Origin of the sequence: Pseudothioglobus sp. nBUS_23 (assembly GCF_051201565.1) — a bacterium.
Lineage (GTDB): Bacteria > Pseudomonadota > Gammaproteobacteria > PS1 > Pseudothioglobaceae > Pseudothioglobus.
Window position 1 is genome coordinate 314000 of sequence record NZ_CP179200.1, and the last position, 16913, is coordinate 330912.

The 16913-nt window shown below is 36.9% G+C and carries 19 protein-coding genes and 1 tRNA gene; 7 read left to right on the forward strand and 13 right to left on the reverse strand.

The genetic code is table 11. From position 1 onward, the window contains the following. Positions 1–2: 2 nt before the first annotated feature. The 9 genes from ACMAZA_RS01570 to ACMAZA_RS01610 form a co-directional block, all read right to left on the reverse strand. Positions 3–410: a RidA family protein gene (locus ACMAZA_RS01570; protein ID WP_435189427.1), complete on the reverse strand. Its 408-nt coding sequence runs from the start codon at positions 408–410 to the stop codon at positions 3–5. Positions 411–483: 73 nt separating this feature from the next. After that, entirely contained in the window at positions 484–1656 is a 1173-nt protein-coding gene (locus tag ACMAZA_RS01575; RefSeq protein WP_435189428.1) for an MFS transporter, read from the reverse strand. 47 nt (positions 1657–1703) lie between these two features. Next, entirely contained in the window at positions 1704–2609 is a 906-nt protein-coding gene (locus ACMAZA_RS01580) for an ABC transporter permease (RefSeq protein WP_435189430.1), read from the reverse strand. A 2-nt stretch (positions 2610–2611) separates the two neighbouring features. Further along, positions 2612–4006, reverse strand: a complete 1395-nt coding sequence (locus tag ACMAZA_RS01585; RefSeq protein WP_435189432.1) for an ABC transporter permease — start codon at positions 4004–4006, stop codon at positions 2612–2614. A 110-nt stretch (positions 4007–4116) separates the two neighbouring features. Next, the gene (locus ACMAZA_RS01590; protein WP_435189433.1) at positions 4117–5202 is read right to left on the reverse strand and encodes an extracellular solute-binding protein; all 1086 of its coding nucleotides are present in this window, start codon (positions 5200–5202) and stop codon (positions 4117–4119) included. A gap of 30 nt (positions 5203–5232) precedes the next feature. After that, positions 5233–6321: an ABC transporter ATP-binding protein gene (locus ACMAZA_RS01595; protein ID WP_435189435.1), complete on the reverse strand. Its 1089-nt coding sequence runs from the start codon at positions 6319–6321 to the stop codon at positions 5233–5235. A 302-nt stretch (positions 6322–6623) separates the two neighbouring features. Beyond that, positions 6624–8012: a uracil-xanthine permease family protein gene (locus ACMAZA_RS01600; protein ID WP_435189436.1), complete on the reverse strand. Its 1389-nt coding sequence runs from the start codon at positions 8010–8012 to the stop codon at positions 6624–6626. Positions 8013–8162: 150 nt separating this feature from the next. Next, positions 8163–8251, reverse strand: a tRNA-Leu gene (locus tag ACMAZA_RS01605). Positions 8252–8330: 79 nt separating this feature from the next. After that, positions 8331–9248 (reverse strand): alpha/beta fold hydrolase, encoded by a 918-nt coding sequence (locus ACMAZA_RS01610; RefSeq protein WP_435189438.1) that lies wholly within the window; start codon positions 9246–9248, stop codon positions 8331–8333. A gap of 156 nt (positions 9249–9404) precedes the next feature. Here ACMAZA_RS01610 and ACMAZA_RS01615 point away from each other — a divergent pair, with 156 nt between their 5' ends. Genes ACMAZA_RS01615 through ACMAZA_RS01625 form a run of 3 tightly spaced genes read left to right on the forward strand, consistent with a single transcriptional unit; the run spans position 9405 to position 12131 of the window. Beyond that, on the forward strand, positions 9405–9611 hold the full coding sequence (locus ACMAZA_RS01615; protein ID WP_435189439.1) for a PP0621 family protein: 207 nt from the start codon (positions 9405–9407) through the stop codon (positions 9609–9611). A gap of 6 nt (positions 9612–9617) precedes the next feature. Beyond that, entirely contained in the window at positions 9618–10277 is a 660-nt protein-coding gene (locus tag ACMAZA_RS01620; protein WP_435189440.1) for an inner membrane-spanning protein YciB, read from the forward strand. Positions 10278–10319: 42 nt separating this feature from the next. Then, positions 10320–12131, forward strand: a complete 1812-nt coding sequence (locus ACMAZA_RS01625; protein WP_435189442.1) for a ribonuclease catalytic domain-containing protein — start codon at positions 10320–10322, stop codon at positions 12129–12131. On the opposite strand, the gene ACMAZA_RS01630 is transcribed toward ACMAZA_RS01625, so the two are convergent. Together ACMAZA_RS01630 and ACMAZA_RS01635 are read right to left on the reverse strand one after the other, a co-directional pair. Then, complete coding sequence (locus ACMAZA_RS01630) at positions 12087–12815, reverse strand: UDP-2,3-diacylglucosamine diphosphatase (RefSeq protein ID WP_435189444.1); 729 nt, start codon at positions 12813–12815, stop codon at positions 12087–12089. The two genes, ACMAZA_RS01625 and ACMAZA_RS01630, sit on opposite strands and share 45 nt — an antisense overlap. Positions 12816–12852: 37 nt before the next feature. Continuing rightward, positions 12853–13341, reverse strand: a complete 489-nt coding sequence (locus ACMAZA_RS01635) for a peptidylprolyl isomerase (protein ID WP_435189445.1) — start codon at positions 13339–13341, stop codon at positions 12853–12855. Positions 13342–13459: 118 nt separating this feature from the next. On the opposite strand from ACMAZA_RS01635, the gene rplU reads away from it, so the two are divergent. The 4 genes from rplU (at position 13460) to fabG (ending at position 15787) form a co-directional block, all read left to right on the forward strand. Further along, positions 13460–13771 carry a 50S ribosomal protein L21 gene (gene rplU / locus ACMAZA_RS01640; RefSeq protein ID WP_435189447.1) on the forward strand — a complete coding sequence of 104 codons (312 nt, stop codon included), beginning with the start codon at positions 13460–13462 and terminating at the stop codon, positions 13769–13771. Positions 13772–13781: 10 nt separating this feature from the next. Beyond that, positions 13782–14039 (forward strand): 50S ribosomal protein L27, encoded by a 258-nt coding sequence (gene rpmA, locus ACMAZA_RS01645; RefSeq protein ID WP_435189449.1) that lies wholly within the window; start codon positions 13782–13784, stop codon positions 14037–14039. Between the two features lie 79 nt (positions 14040–14118). Next, positions 14119–15054: an ACP S-malonyltransferase gene (fabD, locus tag ACMAZA_RS01650; RefSeq protein WP_435189451.1), complete on the forward strand. Its 936-nt coding sequence runs from the start codon at positions 14119–14121 to the stop codon at positions 15052–15054. Continuing rightward, positions 15047–15787 (forward strand): 3-oxoacyl-ACP reductase FabG, encoded by a 741-nt coding sequence (gene fabG, locus ACMAZA_RS01655; protein WP_435189453.1) that lies wholly within the window; start codon positions 15047–15049, stop codon positions 15785–15787. The genes fabD and fabG overlap by 8 nt, the downstream gene beginning before the upstream one ends. Positions 15788–15799: 12 nt before the next feature. Here the strand turns inward: fabG and tadA are convergent, their stop codons facing one another. Together tadA and ACMAZA_RS01665 are read right to left on the reverse strand one after the other, a co-directional pair. Continuing rightward, positions 15800–16252 (reverse strand): tRNA adenosine(34) deaminase TadA, encoded by a 453-nt coding sequence (gene tadA / locus ACMAZA_RS01660; RefSeq protein WP_435189455.1) that lies wholly within the window; start codon positions 16250–16252, stop codon positions 15800–15802. 22 nt (positions 16253–16274) lie between these two features. Beyond that, the gene (locus ACMAZA_RS01665; RefSeq protein ID WP_435189456.1) at positions 16275–16895 is read right to left on the reverse strand and encodes a LysE/ArgO family amino acid transporter; all 621 of its coding nucleotides are present in this window, start codon (positions 16893–16895) and stop codon (positions 16275–16277) included. Positions 16896–16913 lie beyond the last annotated feature (18 nt).

Genomic DNA, 16913 nt, shown 5'->3' on the forward strand with positions numbered 1-16913 from the left:
ATTTAGAAGCTGTAAGAGTCCGAACTAATAACCATGACGCCATCCATTTCAACACCGACACCTTTAGGGAGTTCTTTCACTCCAATTGCAGCTCGTGCAGGGTAAGGTTCAGAGAAATAAGTTTCCATAATCTCATTCAAAGTAGCAAAGTTACTCAGATCTGTTAAAAAAATGTTCAACTTAACTATGTCACTTAAATTGCCTTTTGATGCTTCACATAGAGCCTTAAGATTTTTGAAAACTTGATGAATTTGTTCTTCAATGCCTCCTTCAACAATTTCCATTGTTTCCGGAATAAGAGGAATTTGTCCTGAAAGATAGACCGTTGTTCCGCCGTTAACTGCAACTGCTTGTGAGTATATTCCTATGGCAGCAGGAGCTTTATCAGTTGAAATAATATGTTTTTTCATAGGTTTAAATTATTGAAATAAATAAGTTTAATTATATTAGGGATTCATTTTTTAGAGAACTCTTTTTTATCTATTAGTTCACAGTGTATTTTATTTTCGAAATAAGAAGAACTGCAATAAATGATAAAGATAGAGCAAATAGAATTGAAGTGCCATAGTTATTATTTTTCTCAAACAGCCATCCAGCAAGTGAAGGTGAGATCAGACCGGCTACTCCCCAGGCTGTAAAGACCCGCCCATATATTTTTGCTGATAGTTTGCTGCCTACAAAATGATTTACAAGTGTTGGGTAAATTGCTATTACAGCTCCATAGAGCGATGCAATAGTTACTAGTAAAACTAACAACAGATGTATATTTGTTATTGTTGAAAGACCGATAAGAGCTAAACAATTAATAATTAATATAACAAGGAGCGGGCGCTTGCATCCATATCGATCTACAAGCCAGCCTGCATAGATTCCAGCAATTGCACTTCCAAGAGTCATCAGAGTAATGGCTGAAACCGCAGTTAGTTTTGAACCGCCAAATGAAATGATCAAAGGAACTGCATGTCCAATTGCCATAAGTCCCGCAAAAACCCCTAAAAAATAACCAAACCAAAGCTGACTAATCTTTGGGTTTTTTGATTGAATTTGATTGTCACCATTTAATTCATTTTTGATATTAACCTTAGAAACTTTATAACAAAAAAGAGCAATCATTACTATTAGTGTAAGAGTGACTAAGCCAATAATATAGCCATTTTTAAATCCAAAATAGCTAAATAAAAATGGATAAGCCATTGAAAACGCTACTGCACCAAATGCATAGGAAGCGGTTACAAGTCCTAGTGCATATCCAAGTTTATCTCTATCGGTGATAGAGGAAACGATAAAGAGTGAGAGACCATAACCTAGACCACTGGATAGACCAAAAAGAAAGCCATAACCAATTACCCAGCCAAGCCAGCTCTGTGAACTTGAGAAAAAAAGACCAACGATAGGTAATATCGCAATTAATGAAATTAGAAGATTGGGTGACAGTTTACGATAAAGAATATGGCCAAAAAATACTGCTAAAGTGACATTAACCAGTGCAATAGAGTATACAAAACTTGACGCCATTCGGCCAACACTAGTTTGAATTTCAATGTTTTGAATGAGAGTGCTGAAGGCATGAATAGTGCCCATACAAAAAGTAATTAAAAGGCAGGCAATTAAGGCAAGGAGTCTTTCCCTAGTTAAATTTTTAGGCACTGAACTCATTTAGAAACTATACATTAAAAATTAATTGTTAATGTAAGTTAGATAATTTAATGAGGAGTAATACCGCGAATTTTTTCAGCTCTTCGACGAAGCATTTCAAGAGTTGTTAGGAGTAATATAGAGAATATTACTAGAATGGTTGCCGCAGCTAAAATTGTAGGGCTAATCTCATTGCGAATACCAGACCACATCTGTCTTGGGAGTGTGTATTGCTCTGGTCCACCAACAAAGAGAACTATAACGACCTCATCAAATGAGGTAATGAAGGCAAAAAGAGCTCCTGAGATCACACCAGGTGCAATGAGAGGGGCTTGGATTTTTAAAAAATTCCTTAGAGGAGAGCCTCCCAAAGTTGCTCCAGCTCGAAGAAGGTTATTATCAAAGCCAGCCAGTGAGGCGGTCACTGTAATGACTACGAATGGTATCCCTAGAATTGTATGCGCAATGATTAATCCCGGAAGGGTGGCCACTAGATTAACTTTGGCGAAAAAGAAAAACATACCAGCCGCAGTAATAATAAGTGGAACAATCATCGGAGAGATCATTAGCGCCATGATCAAGCGATTAAAGGGCATATGACGATTTGATAAGCCAAGTGCTGCTAGAGTTCCTAATACGCTTGCAAAGAAGGTTGCAAAGACTGCAATCAAAGCACTATTCTTAATACCTATCATCCACCTATCTGTACATACTGTCGATCCTGAATTAGTACTACAATCACCAACTAGTTCTTTGTACCATCTGAGTCCATAGCCATCAAAGTTAAAGGACCAAGTCTCAAAGCTAAAGATTTTCATCTCGGGCACAAATTGTAGGAAAACAGAATTTGTAAATGAGAGCGGGATTACAACAATGAGAGGAGCTACAAGGAAAAATAGCACTAGCCCACAAAATGTTCTGTAAGTATAGAACCAAAGCTTTTCTCGAGGAGTTGTATAGGAAGGAAATTTCATAGTTAGCCCATCTTCAAGTTATCAATACCAATGAGTCGATCATAGGCCCAATAAAGAATTAAAACTGCAGCGAGAAGAATGGCTCCCATTGCTGCAGCGAGACCCCAGTTCAAGGTTTGTTGCATTTCACGTGCAACAAAGTTACCAATCATGAGGCCATCTTTGCCTCCAACTAGCTCCGGAGTAATGTAGTAGCCAATGGCAACAATAAACACTAATATACAACCCGCACCAATGCCTGGAACTGATTGGGGCATATAGACGCGAATAAATGCTCTCGTTGGAGTTGCACCAAGGTTCTGAGCCGCCTTCATATAGCTAGGCGGTATACCTCTCATGACGCTATAGATTGGCAAGATCATAAATGGCAGTAGGACCTGCGTCATTACAATAATGGTACCTGTAAAGTTATACATCATAGGGATTCGATCTTCATCACTAAAGCAGAGATCAATGTTTGTTTCTCCAAAAAATGGAAGGTTGACCATTCCTTCAAAGCAAGGAAGAATGCCAACCAAGGTGTCATTTACAACTCCATTTTGTTGAAGCATTATCATCCAAGCAACAATTCTTACAAGGAGTGAAGTCCAGAAGGGCATCAAAACACAAATCATCAAAAGATTAGATGTTCTCATTGGAAGTGTTGCCAATAAATAGGAGACTGGATAGGCCAAAATTAAACAGAAAATGGTTACCATTAAGCTAACCTGAAGCGTTCTCATCCAAATCGTTTTATAAATTTTTAAGTGCTCTTTCTTTTCAATGATGTTCTTATTTGCGTCATACCTCAAGTCAACAGCATTGAGATAATAACCCATGGTATAAGGGTCTTTCATCGCACCTAATGATTGCCAGAACTCAACCTTACCCCAGCGTTTATCCCTTTTAATCATTTTTTCCTTGTAAGGTGCTTCCCATTTATAAGGCTTAACTTCTTCTTTGGATTTTTTATCTACTGCGGTCGCTGATTTGACTGTTTTCAATAATAAGCTTCTCCATCCAGAGAACTCATAAGTCATCCTAGTACCTGCTTTACCGAGTAGATTTTTACCGATATTCTTTCCTCTACTATCTTCCATCTTATGAGTTACACGAATATCATTGATAACCGCAGCAAACATTTCTTCATTAGGAATTTGAGATTTATCTTCCCATAATTCATACTGAACAAATGTTTCTGGAAGTACTATATTTATACTGGTGTCATCGACGCTTCTAGACAGAAGCGAGCCTATTGGCGTTACAAACATAATTAATAAAAATAAGAGGGGCGCTAAAAGCAGAAGAAATGAGCGAATTTTAGTCCGGCGAAGTGATTTTTTTAGGCTTTCTTTGAGCGGAACGCCATCATTAGTCAGAAGTTGACCTTTAGTATCTATGTTGGAAGTCGCACTCATACAATATCAATAATAACAACAGAAGGTTAGGAGTTAGAAACAGGTCGGTAGTGTTACCGACCTGTTTTTTTAAACGAGTTTAATTTAATAAGCTCGTTTTAAATAGCTAATTATTGAGCCATCCAAGCAGCATAACGATCATTTACAGCTTGACCATTATCAGCCCACCAGTCTGGATCAGCTAAGATACCACCTTTCATGTGCTCCGCCGTATTAGGCATGTGCTCCATAATGTTTACGCCAGTGTTAAACCACGGCTCGCCTGCTTCCATTACAGGAAGTGCAGATAGACGCATAGGACCATAGTTAATCCACTTGGCTTGATCAGCTTGTGCTTGAGTGCTTGAAGCATGAACTAGGAAGTGAAGAGCTGCAGCTCTGTTTGGAGCTCCATTCATCAAAACTAACCATTCCTCTTCAAGAACTTGACCATCCCATACAGGAACGTAGTCTGCACCATCATTCAAGATAGCACCACCAACGCGACCGTTGTAAGCTAGTGACATTGAAACCTCACCAGAGTTAACTAGATCCAATGGCTTTGCACCTGAAGACCAAAATACTACGTGGTCTTTAATTGTATCAAGTTTGTCAAAAACCATATCTTGACCTTCTTGAGTACTCAAGACATCATAGATATCTGGAATAGCTACACCACTTGCATACAATGCCATCTCAACTATACCATTTCCCCATGTATGAACACCGCGCTTTCCAGGAAACTTCTCTACATCAAAGAAGTCATGAATAGTTGAAGGTTGCTCACCTGAGAATGTGTCAGCTTTATGGAATGGTACATATGACCACCATATTTGTGGAACTACACAATCGTTTGGAACTGGAACCATTGTATCTTCATCCATTGGTGTTCCATCAGGCGCAGGAAGGAAGATGCTACGATCTAACTCTTCAAATAGTCCTTCATCACAACCCGTTCTAGCTTGAGATGGGAGTACGTCGACGATATCCCATACAACATTACCAGACTCTACTTGAGCGCGAACTTCACCTAGACCACCATTGTAACTGATCAAATTAATATCTCCACTTGAGTAAGTGTCGATATAGGCTTTTTGTTGAGAGGCTGAGTAGCCACCACCCCAAGAAACCATTGTGACATCTGCTTGCGCAGCGCCAGCCAACATTGCTGTTGAAATAGCACTTGCTACCAGAGTTTTTGTTATTACATTTTTCATTTATATTTCTCCTTAAATTAAGTCTAGACTCTATCCATCAAGAGCTAGACAGTCCTCCGACATCCAACCGATATTTACTTCTTTGCCCTCTTTGAGACTGACATTACCAATTGAATTTGGAATTTTGACGATAAAATCGTCGTGTCCACACACGTTAAAGCGAGTGCGAATATGGTCGCCATGATAGATTAATTCTTCTACCTTGGCTGAATAAGTATTTGGTGTTTTACCTTTTGAAGGTGAAACTATAATTCTCTCGGGCCTTAGTGACAGCGTGGCTCTCTCACCAGCCTTATTGACATTAACCTTTGAGGCTACAACTATATCACCCGAATCAGTTTTGACTGTTGCTTTGTCACCGTCTATAGATTCTACAGTACCCATGAGGCGATTATTCTCACCAATGAAGTTTGCAACGAAAGCGTTCTCTGGTTTTTCATAGAGATTCTCTGGTGATGCGCACTGCTGAACAACTCCATCATCAAAAACCGCGATTCGGTTTGACATGGTAAGTGCTTCAGTTTGGTCATGAGTTACATAAACGACCGTTAAGCCTAACTCTTCATGCAAATGTTTGATTTCATACTGCATTTGTTCTCTCAAGTTTTTGTCAAGTGCCCCCAATGGCTCATCCATCAGGACTAAATCCGGATCAAAGACTAAAGATCTGGCAACAGCAACCCTTTGCTGCTGACCACCTGATAACTGCATAGGACGTCTGTTACCAAATTCTCCAAGCTGCACCATGTCAAGTGCACGGTTAACCTTTGCCTCTCTCTCAGATTTGTCCATTTTTCGAACTTCTAAAGGAAACGCTAAGTTCTCTGCAACAGTCATATGAGGGAAGAGTGCATAATTCTGGAATACCATACCAATACCTCTCTTGTGAGGCGGCACATTATTAATAGGCTTGTCCTTTAAATAGATTGTTCCATTTGTGGTTGGCTCAAATCCAGCAAGCATCATCAGGCAGGTCGTCTTTCCAGAGCCTGACGGTCCAAGCATAGTAACAAATTCACCCTTGGCAACATCTAGGTTGAAATCTTTGACAACTAGAACTTCACCATCATAACTTTTTTGAACATTTTCAAACTTTACTAACGGATTTGAATTACTCATAAATAAACATTTTCAAAGAAAAAAAATTCTTAGATGAAATTAACCATCTGTCTCTATTTAATTGAGGATTGAAATTACATCAAACTCACAATATAAATTTACTTTATTAAAAGCCTTTTGTAAAGAAAAAAGTGAGTTTAATTCAACAAACTTCTAACTATTAAATCGGAATATACCATATTGATTAGAGTGAATGTTTCTAATATTGGAACAAATTTTGCTTCATTAATTTAAATAATAATCATGTTAATGAATTAATAAAAAAGGGTGGATACACCACCCTTTTTCTTAAATGTGTCCAGCTAGTCTTCTTGCTTTTCACCCATAATGGCACTTAAAATTAGAACAGTTAGACCACCTGTTGTAATTGCTGAGCTAAAAATACTGCCCATAAGCTTACCAAATGTGCCACCAATATTACTGGCTAAAGCGCCTGCAAACTGAGGCACAAGAAGCACGCCAAGGCCCATGCCAAAAGAAACAGCTAGAATCAGCATGTTGCGACGATTCATGTTCACAGTAGATAGGATTTTGATACCTGCTATTGCCACGGTTCCAAACATCACAATAGTTGCCCCACCAAGCACAGAGGCTGGTAGTGCTCTCAGAAGAGAGCCAATATGTGGGAACAATCCCATGACGATTAGTATTCCACCAATCCATACACCGACATGACGACTAGCAATACCCGTCAGCTGAATGACACCATTATTTTGACTAAAAGTAGTATTAGGGAAAGTGTTAAATACAGCTGCAATTGCAGAGTTTACGCCGTCACCGAGAACACCATTTTTAATGCGATTAATGTATCCCTCTCCTTTTACTTCCTGCTTTGAGATCATACAGTTTGCCGTTATATCACCCGAAGACTCAATTGCCGTTATGACGTAAATCAAGGCAATTGGTATAAAAGCAATAATATCAAAATCAAAACCATATCGAAAAGGTATGGGTATGCTGATTGACTCCTGCACAGCAAAAACCTGACTTGTGTTTACCTCACCCATGACTAGAGCAACAATAAAACCAATAACAAGACCGATAACGATCGATGACAATCGAATCCATTGATTGCTAGAGCGATTCAATATGATGATTGAAATCATGACTATAAATCCAAGAGCAATTTTAGATAGTGATCCCCAAAACTCTGGCTTATTATCTAGCAACCACTGTCCGCCTCCTAGATCAGTTAAACCGACCTTAATAAGGCTAATACCAATAATAGTTATTACCGTTCCTGTAACTATTGGTGTTATAAGTTTTCTAAGCTGTGGCAGAAATTGACTTAGTCCAATCTCTATAAACGCACCTAAAAAACAGACGCCCATAATCATTGCTAAGATCTCTTCTGGTCCTCCACCTGCAGCTTTGGCTAAAAAACCAGCAGCAAGAACAGAGCTAAGAAAAGCAAAACTTGTTCCTTGAACGCAAATCATTCCAGCACCCACATTCATCGGCTTTTTTGCTTGAATGATAGTGCCAACACCAGATACCATTAACGCCATACTGATTAAGTATGGGATTTGCTCACCCAGTCCTAAAGCACCACCTATAATCAAAGTCGGAGTTATAACGCCTACAAAGCTTGCAAGCACATGTTGAAGTGCAGCAAAGAATTTTTCAGCGTTTGGCGGATTTGCCTCTAACTCATAAATCAACTCTGAATCTTGAGTTTCTACATTACTCATATTCATCCCCTTTTTGTTGTTTATAAATTGCTAACAATCATTGTTAACAAAGAAAATATTACCATAATTTATTTATGGTTATTATTTTTATTTAAAAATAATAAAGTGAGAGATTCACTTAAAAAAGAGAAAAATAAATATTTTAAGAAATGGTGCCCGGGGCCGGAATCGAACCGGCACGGAGTTTAACCTCCGCAGGATTTTAAGTCCTGTGTGTCTACCAATTTCACCACCCGGGCAGAGATGTTTGGAGAACGGCAAATTATATACTATCGATATTATTTTTTTTATCAATTATCGATTCTGAAAAGTCTATAGTTAAAATCTTGAATCAAGCCAATTCATAAATTCTTTTGTTGTCTGATCCCTGTTCACTTCATTAAGACTTTCATGGCGAGTATTATCTAAAATGTTACAAGTAATATCAGATAGCCCATTATTTTTGAGCTTGAGGGCTAGTTTTTCCATATCTTTTCCATTATTGGTGCAGGGATCTATTCCGCCACCAAGAATATGAACTGGAAGATTTTTATTCAACTTAATCAAATTTTTTTGATTACCCGCAAAAAAAACACCCTCTAGGATATCTCTCCACATCGATATGGAAGCTTCAAATCCACAAAGTGAATCATTGACATAAAGATCCACCTCTTTGTCATCCTGAGAGAGCCAATCAAAATCCGTTCGGTTAGGTTTAAACTTTGAATTCCAAGCACCAAAGGAAAGTTTCCAAGCAATTAGGCTTGGCAGATTAGGATCCCTAAAGAATGACTCTACAGATAAGATAATACGAGAAGCTCGCGGCAATATTCCTATTTCAATTCCACTATTCCAGCAGGCAAGACCGTTAATCATTTTTGGGTATCGCAGAGCAAAGTTTAAATTAATGATTGAGCCAAGAGAGTGACCAAAACAAATGATTGGTTTGTTTGGATGCCTCCTTTTTGCAATGGTGATCACATCATTTTGATCTTTTAAAATAGCTTGAAAACCATTTGAATCAGCGAAAACACCTTGAGGTGCATCCTCTGCTTCAGTATGACCATGACCCCTTATATCATGACTATAAACTGCAAAACCCGATTGACATAATTCGCTCGCAAATCGTGAGTACCTTAATGCATGCTCCACCATTCCATGAGCAATATGAATGATTGCCTTTACTTCTTTTTGAGGTAGAAGACTATAGACATTTAATTTTGCACCTGTCGAACTGATGAGGGTTTCACTATTCATGCATTTAAGTATTAAAACAATAAAATGAACAATTAGTATAAATGATTTAATTGATTCTCTAAAAATTAATTGAGAGTCACCCTAAGCCTTTTATAATGCGCCTCAATTATTATGTAAAATTTGGCCTTAAGATATTAAAAATATAAAGGTATAGCTTTGTTTATTAAATTAATTCTAGTTCTGCTTTTGGGTTGGATTGGGTTTAGTCTTATGAAGAGATTTAAGCAGAATAATCCTTCAGTTTCAAAGAGTGCAAAAGGTCAAAAAATGATCGCTTGTGATGCCTGCGACACTCATGTTCCTGAGTCTGATGTCATTGTAAAAAACGGTAAAAATTATTGTTCTAAGGAACATGTGGAGTAAATTGTTATGAAGTTTCTTTTGGATTTTGGTCCTATCATTTTGTTTTTCATAGTCTATAAGTACTATGGTCTCTATGCAGCAATCTACGCAATGATTGCCTCAACATTTGTTCAAATAATGTATTCGAGATTTAGTACTGGCAAATTTGTCACCTCTCAGGTACTCACATTTGCCCTTCTTGTGGTATTTGGAGGCATTAGTATTGTTTTGAGAGATCCTGCATTTGTGATGTGGAAGGTCAGTGTCTTATACGTTATTTTCGCGGCAGTTCTTATTGGTAGCAATTACGTTGGAAGTAAAACTTTGCTTGAGAGAATGATGGGTAAGGAGCTTCAGTTGCCTAGGACTACTTGGGTAAATCTGACGTGGTTTTGGAGCCTTGGATTTATTATTATTGCTGCAATTAACGCTTTTTTTGTAAATATTGCTTTGACTGCGCGCAATCAATTTTTAAATAGTGGCGCCCAGATTGACCCAAAAATAGATTTAGCTAACTTTGATTGTAGTCAAAGCCCCATTGAGAGTCTTTGCATTTCTGCGCAGAGCTCAGAGGAAGCTTGGGTAAACTTTAAACTGTTTGGAACTTTAGGGCTGACTCTTGTTTTGATAGTGATTACAGTTTTGATGTTAAGTAAACATATCAAAGAGAAACAAACTGAAAACTAATAGCTATTCTAACTAGACCGATTTTAAAATGTGGAGAAAGCCTTGTCGAAAATAGGCGCACTCGTTGCATACAAAGGAAGGCCAGCTCAAGTTGTTTCTTCAACGACTCATAAGTATGTGATTAGTTTTTCAGATGGAAGCAGGCAAAAAGTAAGAGAGAAAGATTTCCGATTCATTCATCCAGAGTTTTCATCAGTTCATAGCAACTGTCCTGAGGTTGATACTTCAATTTTAAATGACTTGGATGTTGATTCTTTGTCGCTTCAAGAGTTAACAGAATGGCTTTTTGATGACTTTACAGGTCAAAATGCCTGGTTTGTAAACCTCATGTCAGAAGATGGCTTGTATTTTTATTGGAATAAAAATATTTTAGCCTTAAGGCCGTTAGCTCAAATTCAAGCTATCAAATTAAGTAGACAAGAGAAAGCTTTGGAGGAAGAGAGCCTTCAAAGGTGTGTTGATCATTTAAGAAAAGACTATTTTGAAAATAATGATATTTCCTGGATTCATGAAATAGAACAGGTTGCCTACAACCAATCAAAACACTCAAAGGCAATGAGTGCAATGTCAATTGACAATACTCCAGAAAACGCACATCGACTTTTGATAAAAATCAAGTATTGGTCAGAATTTAAAAATCCATATCCACAAAGAAACAAGATTTATAACGATGAAGACTTAGCATTTAATGAAAGCATTAAAGATAGAAAAGACTTAACTCACCTTACATGTTTTGCTATAGATAACTTTGATTCAAGTGATGCAGATGACGCAATCAGTATTGAAGACGATCGAGTTTGGATTCATATTGCAGATGTAGCAAGCTATGTTGATATCAATAGTGACCTTGATTTATTTGCCCAAAAAAGAGCATCAAACCTCTATCTTCCTGATCAAATCGTTCATATGCTTCCACCCAAAATTTCTGAAGTCTGTTCACTTGGAGTAAATGAGATATCTAATGCAATTTCGGTTGGTTTTTTAATGAATGATTCTGAAATAAGTGGTATTGAAATACATTTGAGTCAAATCAGGGTGACAAAAATGAGCTATGAGGAGGCAGATAAATCCTTATATGAAAATATCTGGCTTTCAAAACTTAACGAAATTGCTAAAGAGCATAAAAAATATAGAGAAAGCACAGGCGCGTTAAGACTAAATCTGCCCAAAACCGATATAAAGGTTAAAGACCAGAGGGTCTTAGTTTTCCCTCAAATAGAGAGTGAAAGTAGAGAGATGGTGTCAGAAATGATGGTTTTAGCGGGGCGCGTCATTTCCAAGTATTCAATTGAAAACAATATTTCAATGCCTTATTTATCACAAGCATCAGGAAAGTTTTCTGATGAAATTATTGAGAATATTCATAATCTCTCATTATCTAAGGCCTTTGAGGCTGCGAAGGGTCTTAGTCGCTCTAAGTTATCAGTTAAACCATCCATGCATTCTAGTTTGGGTCTGGAGGCCTACATAAGGGTTACAAGTCCTATGAGGCGCTATTTAGATTTAATTGTTCAACATCAGCTCATTAATTACATATCAGGTCTTGAGCTTTTGAGTGAAGATGATATCAAAAGTAGAATCAAAGTTAACAATGCTTCGATGTCTAAAATTAATAAAGCAATTCGTCAAAGTGTTGAGCACTTTAGGTGCCTATATTTTAAGCAAGATAGAAGTTGGGAAGGGGAAGGGATTGTTATTGAGATTAGTGGAAATAAAGCTAGGCTAATAATCCCTGAATTTGCAATGATTACTCAAGTAAAAGTTAAAACAAAGCCTAAATTGGAAGATAAAATCAATTTAAAGGTAAGTTCAATTGATCTTTTTGAAAGGTTGGTTGATTTCAAGCCACTCTAGTTTATCTGTAATCTTAATTGCGTTGCCTTTAGCGTTTGACCAGTCACCAAGTACGTGCCTTGTATATTTTTCTCCAATGTGTGTTTTTTGTCTATGGGTATGGCCATGAATCAGTTCAAAGCCTGGATAGTTTGACATCAATAAATCTGTAGTTTCTTGATTAACATCCATTAATTCCTCAGTTTTATATTTCTGAGCTTCAATACTTTTCTTTCTAAGTTGTCCAGTTAATTTAAGTCGTATGTTTTTAGAGAGTTTTAAAAAAATGAACTGTGTAATCGGGCTTCTTAAAATTCTTTTTAATTTTTGATAGTTAATATCATCAGTGCAGAGGCTATCCCCATGAATCAACAAAAATTTATTTGTATTGAGCTCGAGAATATATGGTTCACTGATAAGCTGACAGCCAGATTTTAATTCAAACTGTTTCGAAAGTAAAAAATCACGATTACCAGCCATAATAAAGACTTTTGTGTCTTGACTTAAGTCTCTGAGAGTATTAATAATTTTTTTATAACTTGCCAGTGATACATCATCTCCAATCCAGGTATTAAAAAGGTCACCTAGAATAAATAATTGATCAGCTTTTGAAGCATATTTTTTGCAAAAATTAGCAAAAAAATCAATTTTATCTTCCTCTATACTCGTTAGATGAAGGTCAGAGATGATCAGTGTTGTATGCATAAATCAAATGTAAGACTAACTCTAATATAAAGGGAATCTATTCACTAATTAATGCCTTATTGATGATTACTGCCTCCCCTGGGACATCGGCATGCCCTCCAAGATTAATGGTTTCAACTTTTTCAATTTTGTCCACAACGTCTTGACCAGCAACAACCTCACCGAATACGCAATAACCCCAACCGTCTTGGCCAGGAAAGTCTAAAAATTGATTATCATTAGTATTAATAAAAAACTGTGAGCTTGCAGAATGTGGAGCCATTGTTCTAGCCATTGCAACACTGTATTTGACATTTTTTAGACCATTTTTAGCTTCATTTTCGATATTAGCTTTAGTTGTTTTTTGATGCATATCCTCAGTCATACCTCCGCCTTGAATCATAAAGTTTGGAATAACCCTATGGAAAATAGTGCCGTCAAAAAAACCTTCTTCCACGTAGTCAGTGAAGTTTTTTGCAGTAATTGGTGCTTTTTCAGCGTCTACAGTGATGTGAATTTCACCCATATTAGTCTCTAAAATAATCATGTGTAATCTCGGTTAATTAAAAAGATAGAATTATAACTTATTTCATTAACACCACTTTCATTAAGAGCAGTGTTCAAGTATAATTCACCCTTTTTTTGCAAACAGATTAGGATTTGTTATGTACGCAGTAATTAAAACCGGTGGAAAGCAGTATAAAGTTTCTGAAGGTGAGACACTTAAAATTGAGAAGCTTGAAGTTGAGCCTGGTAAAAAAGTAACATTTGATGAAGTACTGATGGTTGCCGATGGAGATAAGGTTCAAGTTGGATCACCACTTGTAGAAAAGGCAAGCGTTGAGGCTAAAGTGATTTCTCAAGGTAAAGGTAAAAAAGTACATATTCTTAAATTCAAACGCCGTAAGCATTCTATGAAGCAACAAGGGCATCGTCAGTTGTTTACAGAAGTTCAGATCGGTAAAATTAAGGCATAAGGAGTTAACTATGGCACATAAAAAAGCAGGCGGTAGTACAAATAATGGTAGAGATTCGGTATCTAAAAGACTTGGTGTAAAGCGCTTTGGTGGCCAGTCTGTTTTGGCGGGAAATATTCTTGTTCGTCAGAGGGGCACTAAGTTTCATCCTGGAACCAATGTCAAGAAAGGTAAAGATGATACCTTGTTTGCTGTTGCAGATGGTAAAGTGCAATTTGAAAAGAAAGGTAAATTTAATCGCCAGTATGTTTCAATTCAAACTGCTTAAAAAAAATAGCATTTAATTTATCTTAAAAAGCGCCTTATGGCGCTTTTTTATTAATAATCCTTTTATAATTACTACTAATATGAAATATTCAATTGTATTCCCAGGTCAAGGATCTCAATCATTAGGGATGCTCTCTGACTTAAATCAAAATTTCACTATTATTAATGACACTTTTCAAGAGGCCAGTGATGCAATCAATGTGGATCTTTGGAAGATAGCTAATGAAGACCAGGCGGCACTTAATCTCACAGAAAATACGCAGCCAGTCATGTTAGCTGCTGGTTATGCTACTTATAAAATTCTATCTGAAGAAATCAGTCTTGCGCCTGAATCGATGGCTGGTCATAGTCTCGGTGAATATACAGCGCTTGTGGCATCAAAATCTTTAAATTTTTTTGATGCGATAAGGTTAGTTAGAAAAAGGGGTGAGGTTATGCAGTCTGCTGTTCCCAATGGAGCTGGTTCAATGGCAGCCATCCTTGGCCTTGATGACGATCTAATAATCGAAAAATGCTTAAATGCAAGTGACAAAGGTGTTGTAGAGGCGGTTAATTTTAATTCACCAGGTCAAGTTGTTATTGCTGGTGAAAAAGAAGCTGTGACTTATGCATGTGAGCTTTTAAAAGAGGCTGGAGCAAAAAGAGCATTAGTTCTTCCAGTCAGTGTGCCATCTCACTGCTCTTTAATGAAAGATGCTGCGAATGAATTTAGAAACTCAGTGGATAGTATTGAATTTAGAATGAACGATGTTAAAGTGATTCACAATGTTGATGCAGAGTATTCGAAAAATATTGAAGAAATTAAGTCCAAGTTGGTTGAGCAGCTATATAGACCAGTACTTTGGACATCATCTGTTCTAAAAATGAGAAAGTTAGGTGTTGACAGGCTTATTGAGGCTGGCCCTGGGAAAGTTTTATCCGGTCTTACAAGGCGAATAGATAAATCACTAAGTGCTTCAGCTATAATAGATGTTAATTCATTAAAATCTACGATTGAGGATATTTCAAATGCTTGAGGGGAAAATAGTTCTTGTTACTGGTGCCACTAGAGGAATTGGAAAAGCAATCGCATTAACTCTAGGTAGTTCAGGCGCAACTGTAATTGGAACAGCTACTTCTAAAGCGGGTGCAGAAAATATTTCTAAAATGCTAGTTGATAATCAAATTTTAGGAAAAGGCATTGTGCTTGATGTTAAGAATAATGATCAAATCGCTAGTCTTGGAGAGGGCATAAAAAAAGATTTTGGATCAATTGATATATTAGTTAATAATGCTGGTATTACTAGAGATAATATTCTTTTAAGAATGAAGGAAGATGAGTGGGAAGATATTATCAATACTAATCTTTCTTCGGTTTATAAGATGTCAAAATCAGTTCTGCGAGGCATGATTAAAAAACGTTCAGGCAGAATTATATCTATCACCTCAGTTGTTGGAGCAATGGGAAATGCTGGACAATCAAATTATGCAGCAGCAAAGGCAGGCATGATCGGCTTTACAAAGTCGTTAGCTCGAGAGGTTGGAGTCCGAGGCATTACAGTCAATGCAATCGCTCCTGGTTTTATAGAAACTGATATGACTGATAGTCTCCCAGATGACCAAAAAGAAGCTTTAGCTTCGCAAATCCCCATGGGAAGATTAGGAACTACTGATGAAATTGCTCAGGCAGTATTATTCCTTGCTGGTGATGGTGGATCGTATATTACGGGACAAACCCTGCATGTTAACGGTGGAATGTACACAGTGTAGTAATAACTATTGCTATAATCTTTTTGACTTAAAAAATAATCTTAGTAACTCGCTACATTCTTTATCTAAAACCCCTCCAGTAATAGAAATTTTGTGATTAAAAAAGTTCTCTTTGTTGAGATCCATACATGAGCCACAAACGCCTGTTTTTGGGTCTGATGCACCAAACACAATTCTCTCAATACGAGCATGTATCATTGCTCCAAAGCACATTGCACATGGCTCAAGTGTTACATACAAAGTAGAGTCAACTAGTCGATAATTTTCTTTTTCCTTGCCAGCTTTTCTGAGAAGCTGAATCTCTGCATGAGCAGTTGGATCGTTATTTTTAATGGGTTGATTATGAGCTTGAGCAATTATTTTTTCATTTTGAACCAAGACAGATCCTACTGGAATTTCATTTTCTTTCATTGCTAATTTAGCCTCATTAATAGCAACTTTCATCCATTTTTCATCATTATTCATAGAATTTTTATTGATCTAAAGATTAAAGCCAGCCACCTTGAGACGCAAGTTTATAAGAAATCACAAACATAATAAATGCTATTATGAGATCGAGAGTTCTCCAATGTTTAGGTTGTTGCATTATAGGAGTAAGTATCTTGCTACCATATCCAAGAGAAAAAAACCATAAAAAACTTGCACTACAGGCACCGATTGCGAAATATATCCTGTTGATACCAAAAAATTGCTGAGATATTGAGCCAATTAAGATTACAGTATCAAGATAGACATGTGGGTTTAAAAAAGTAAAAATACTAATAATTGAAATTGAACTAAGAAGGTTAGGTGCTTCATAGCTTGGGACAGCTAAAGATGAATTTGTCTTGAATGCTGAACTAAGTCTTATTACTCCATAAGCAAAAAGCCAAAGTGATGCTAAACCAAAAATTATTTTTGAATACTCATAAAAAAAATTGTTCAAGAAATATGAAATACCTATAACCCCAAGAAAAATAAGAAAGCTATCAGCGAGTGAACAAAATAATGAAATATAAAAGATATGGTGTCTAAGAATTCCTTGTCTTAAAACAAAAGCATTTTGAGCACCAATAGCAACTATTAATGTTAGTCCCAATATAAAGCCAGTAATTAGAGCATCAGTCACGAATTAATCCTCATGAGA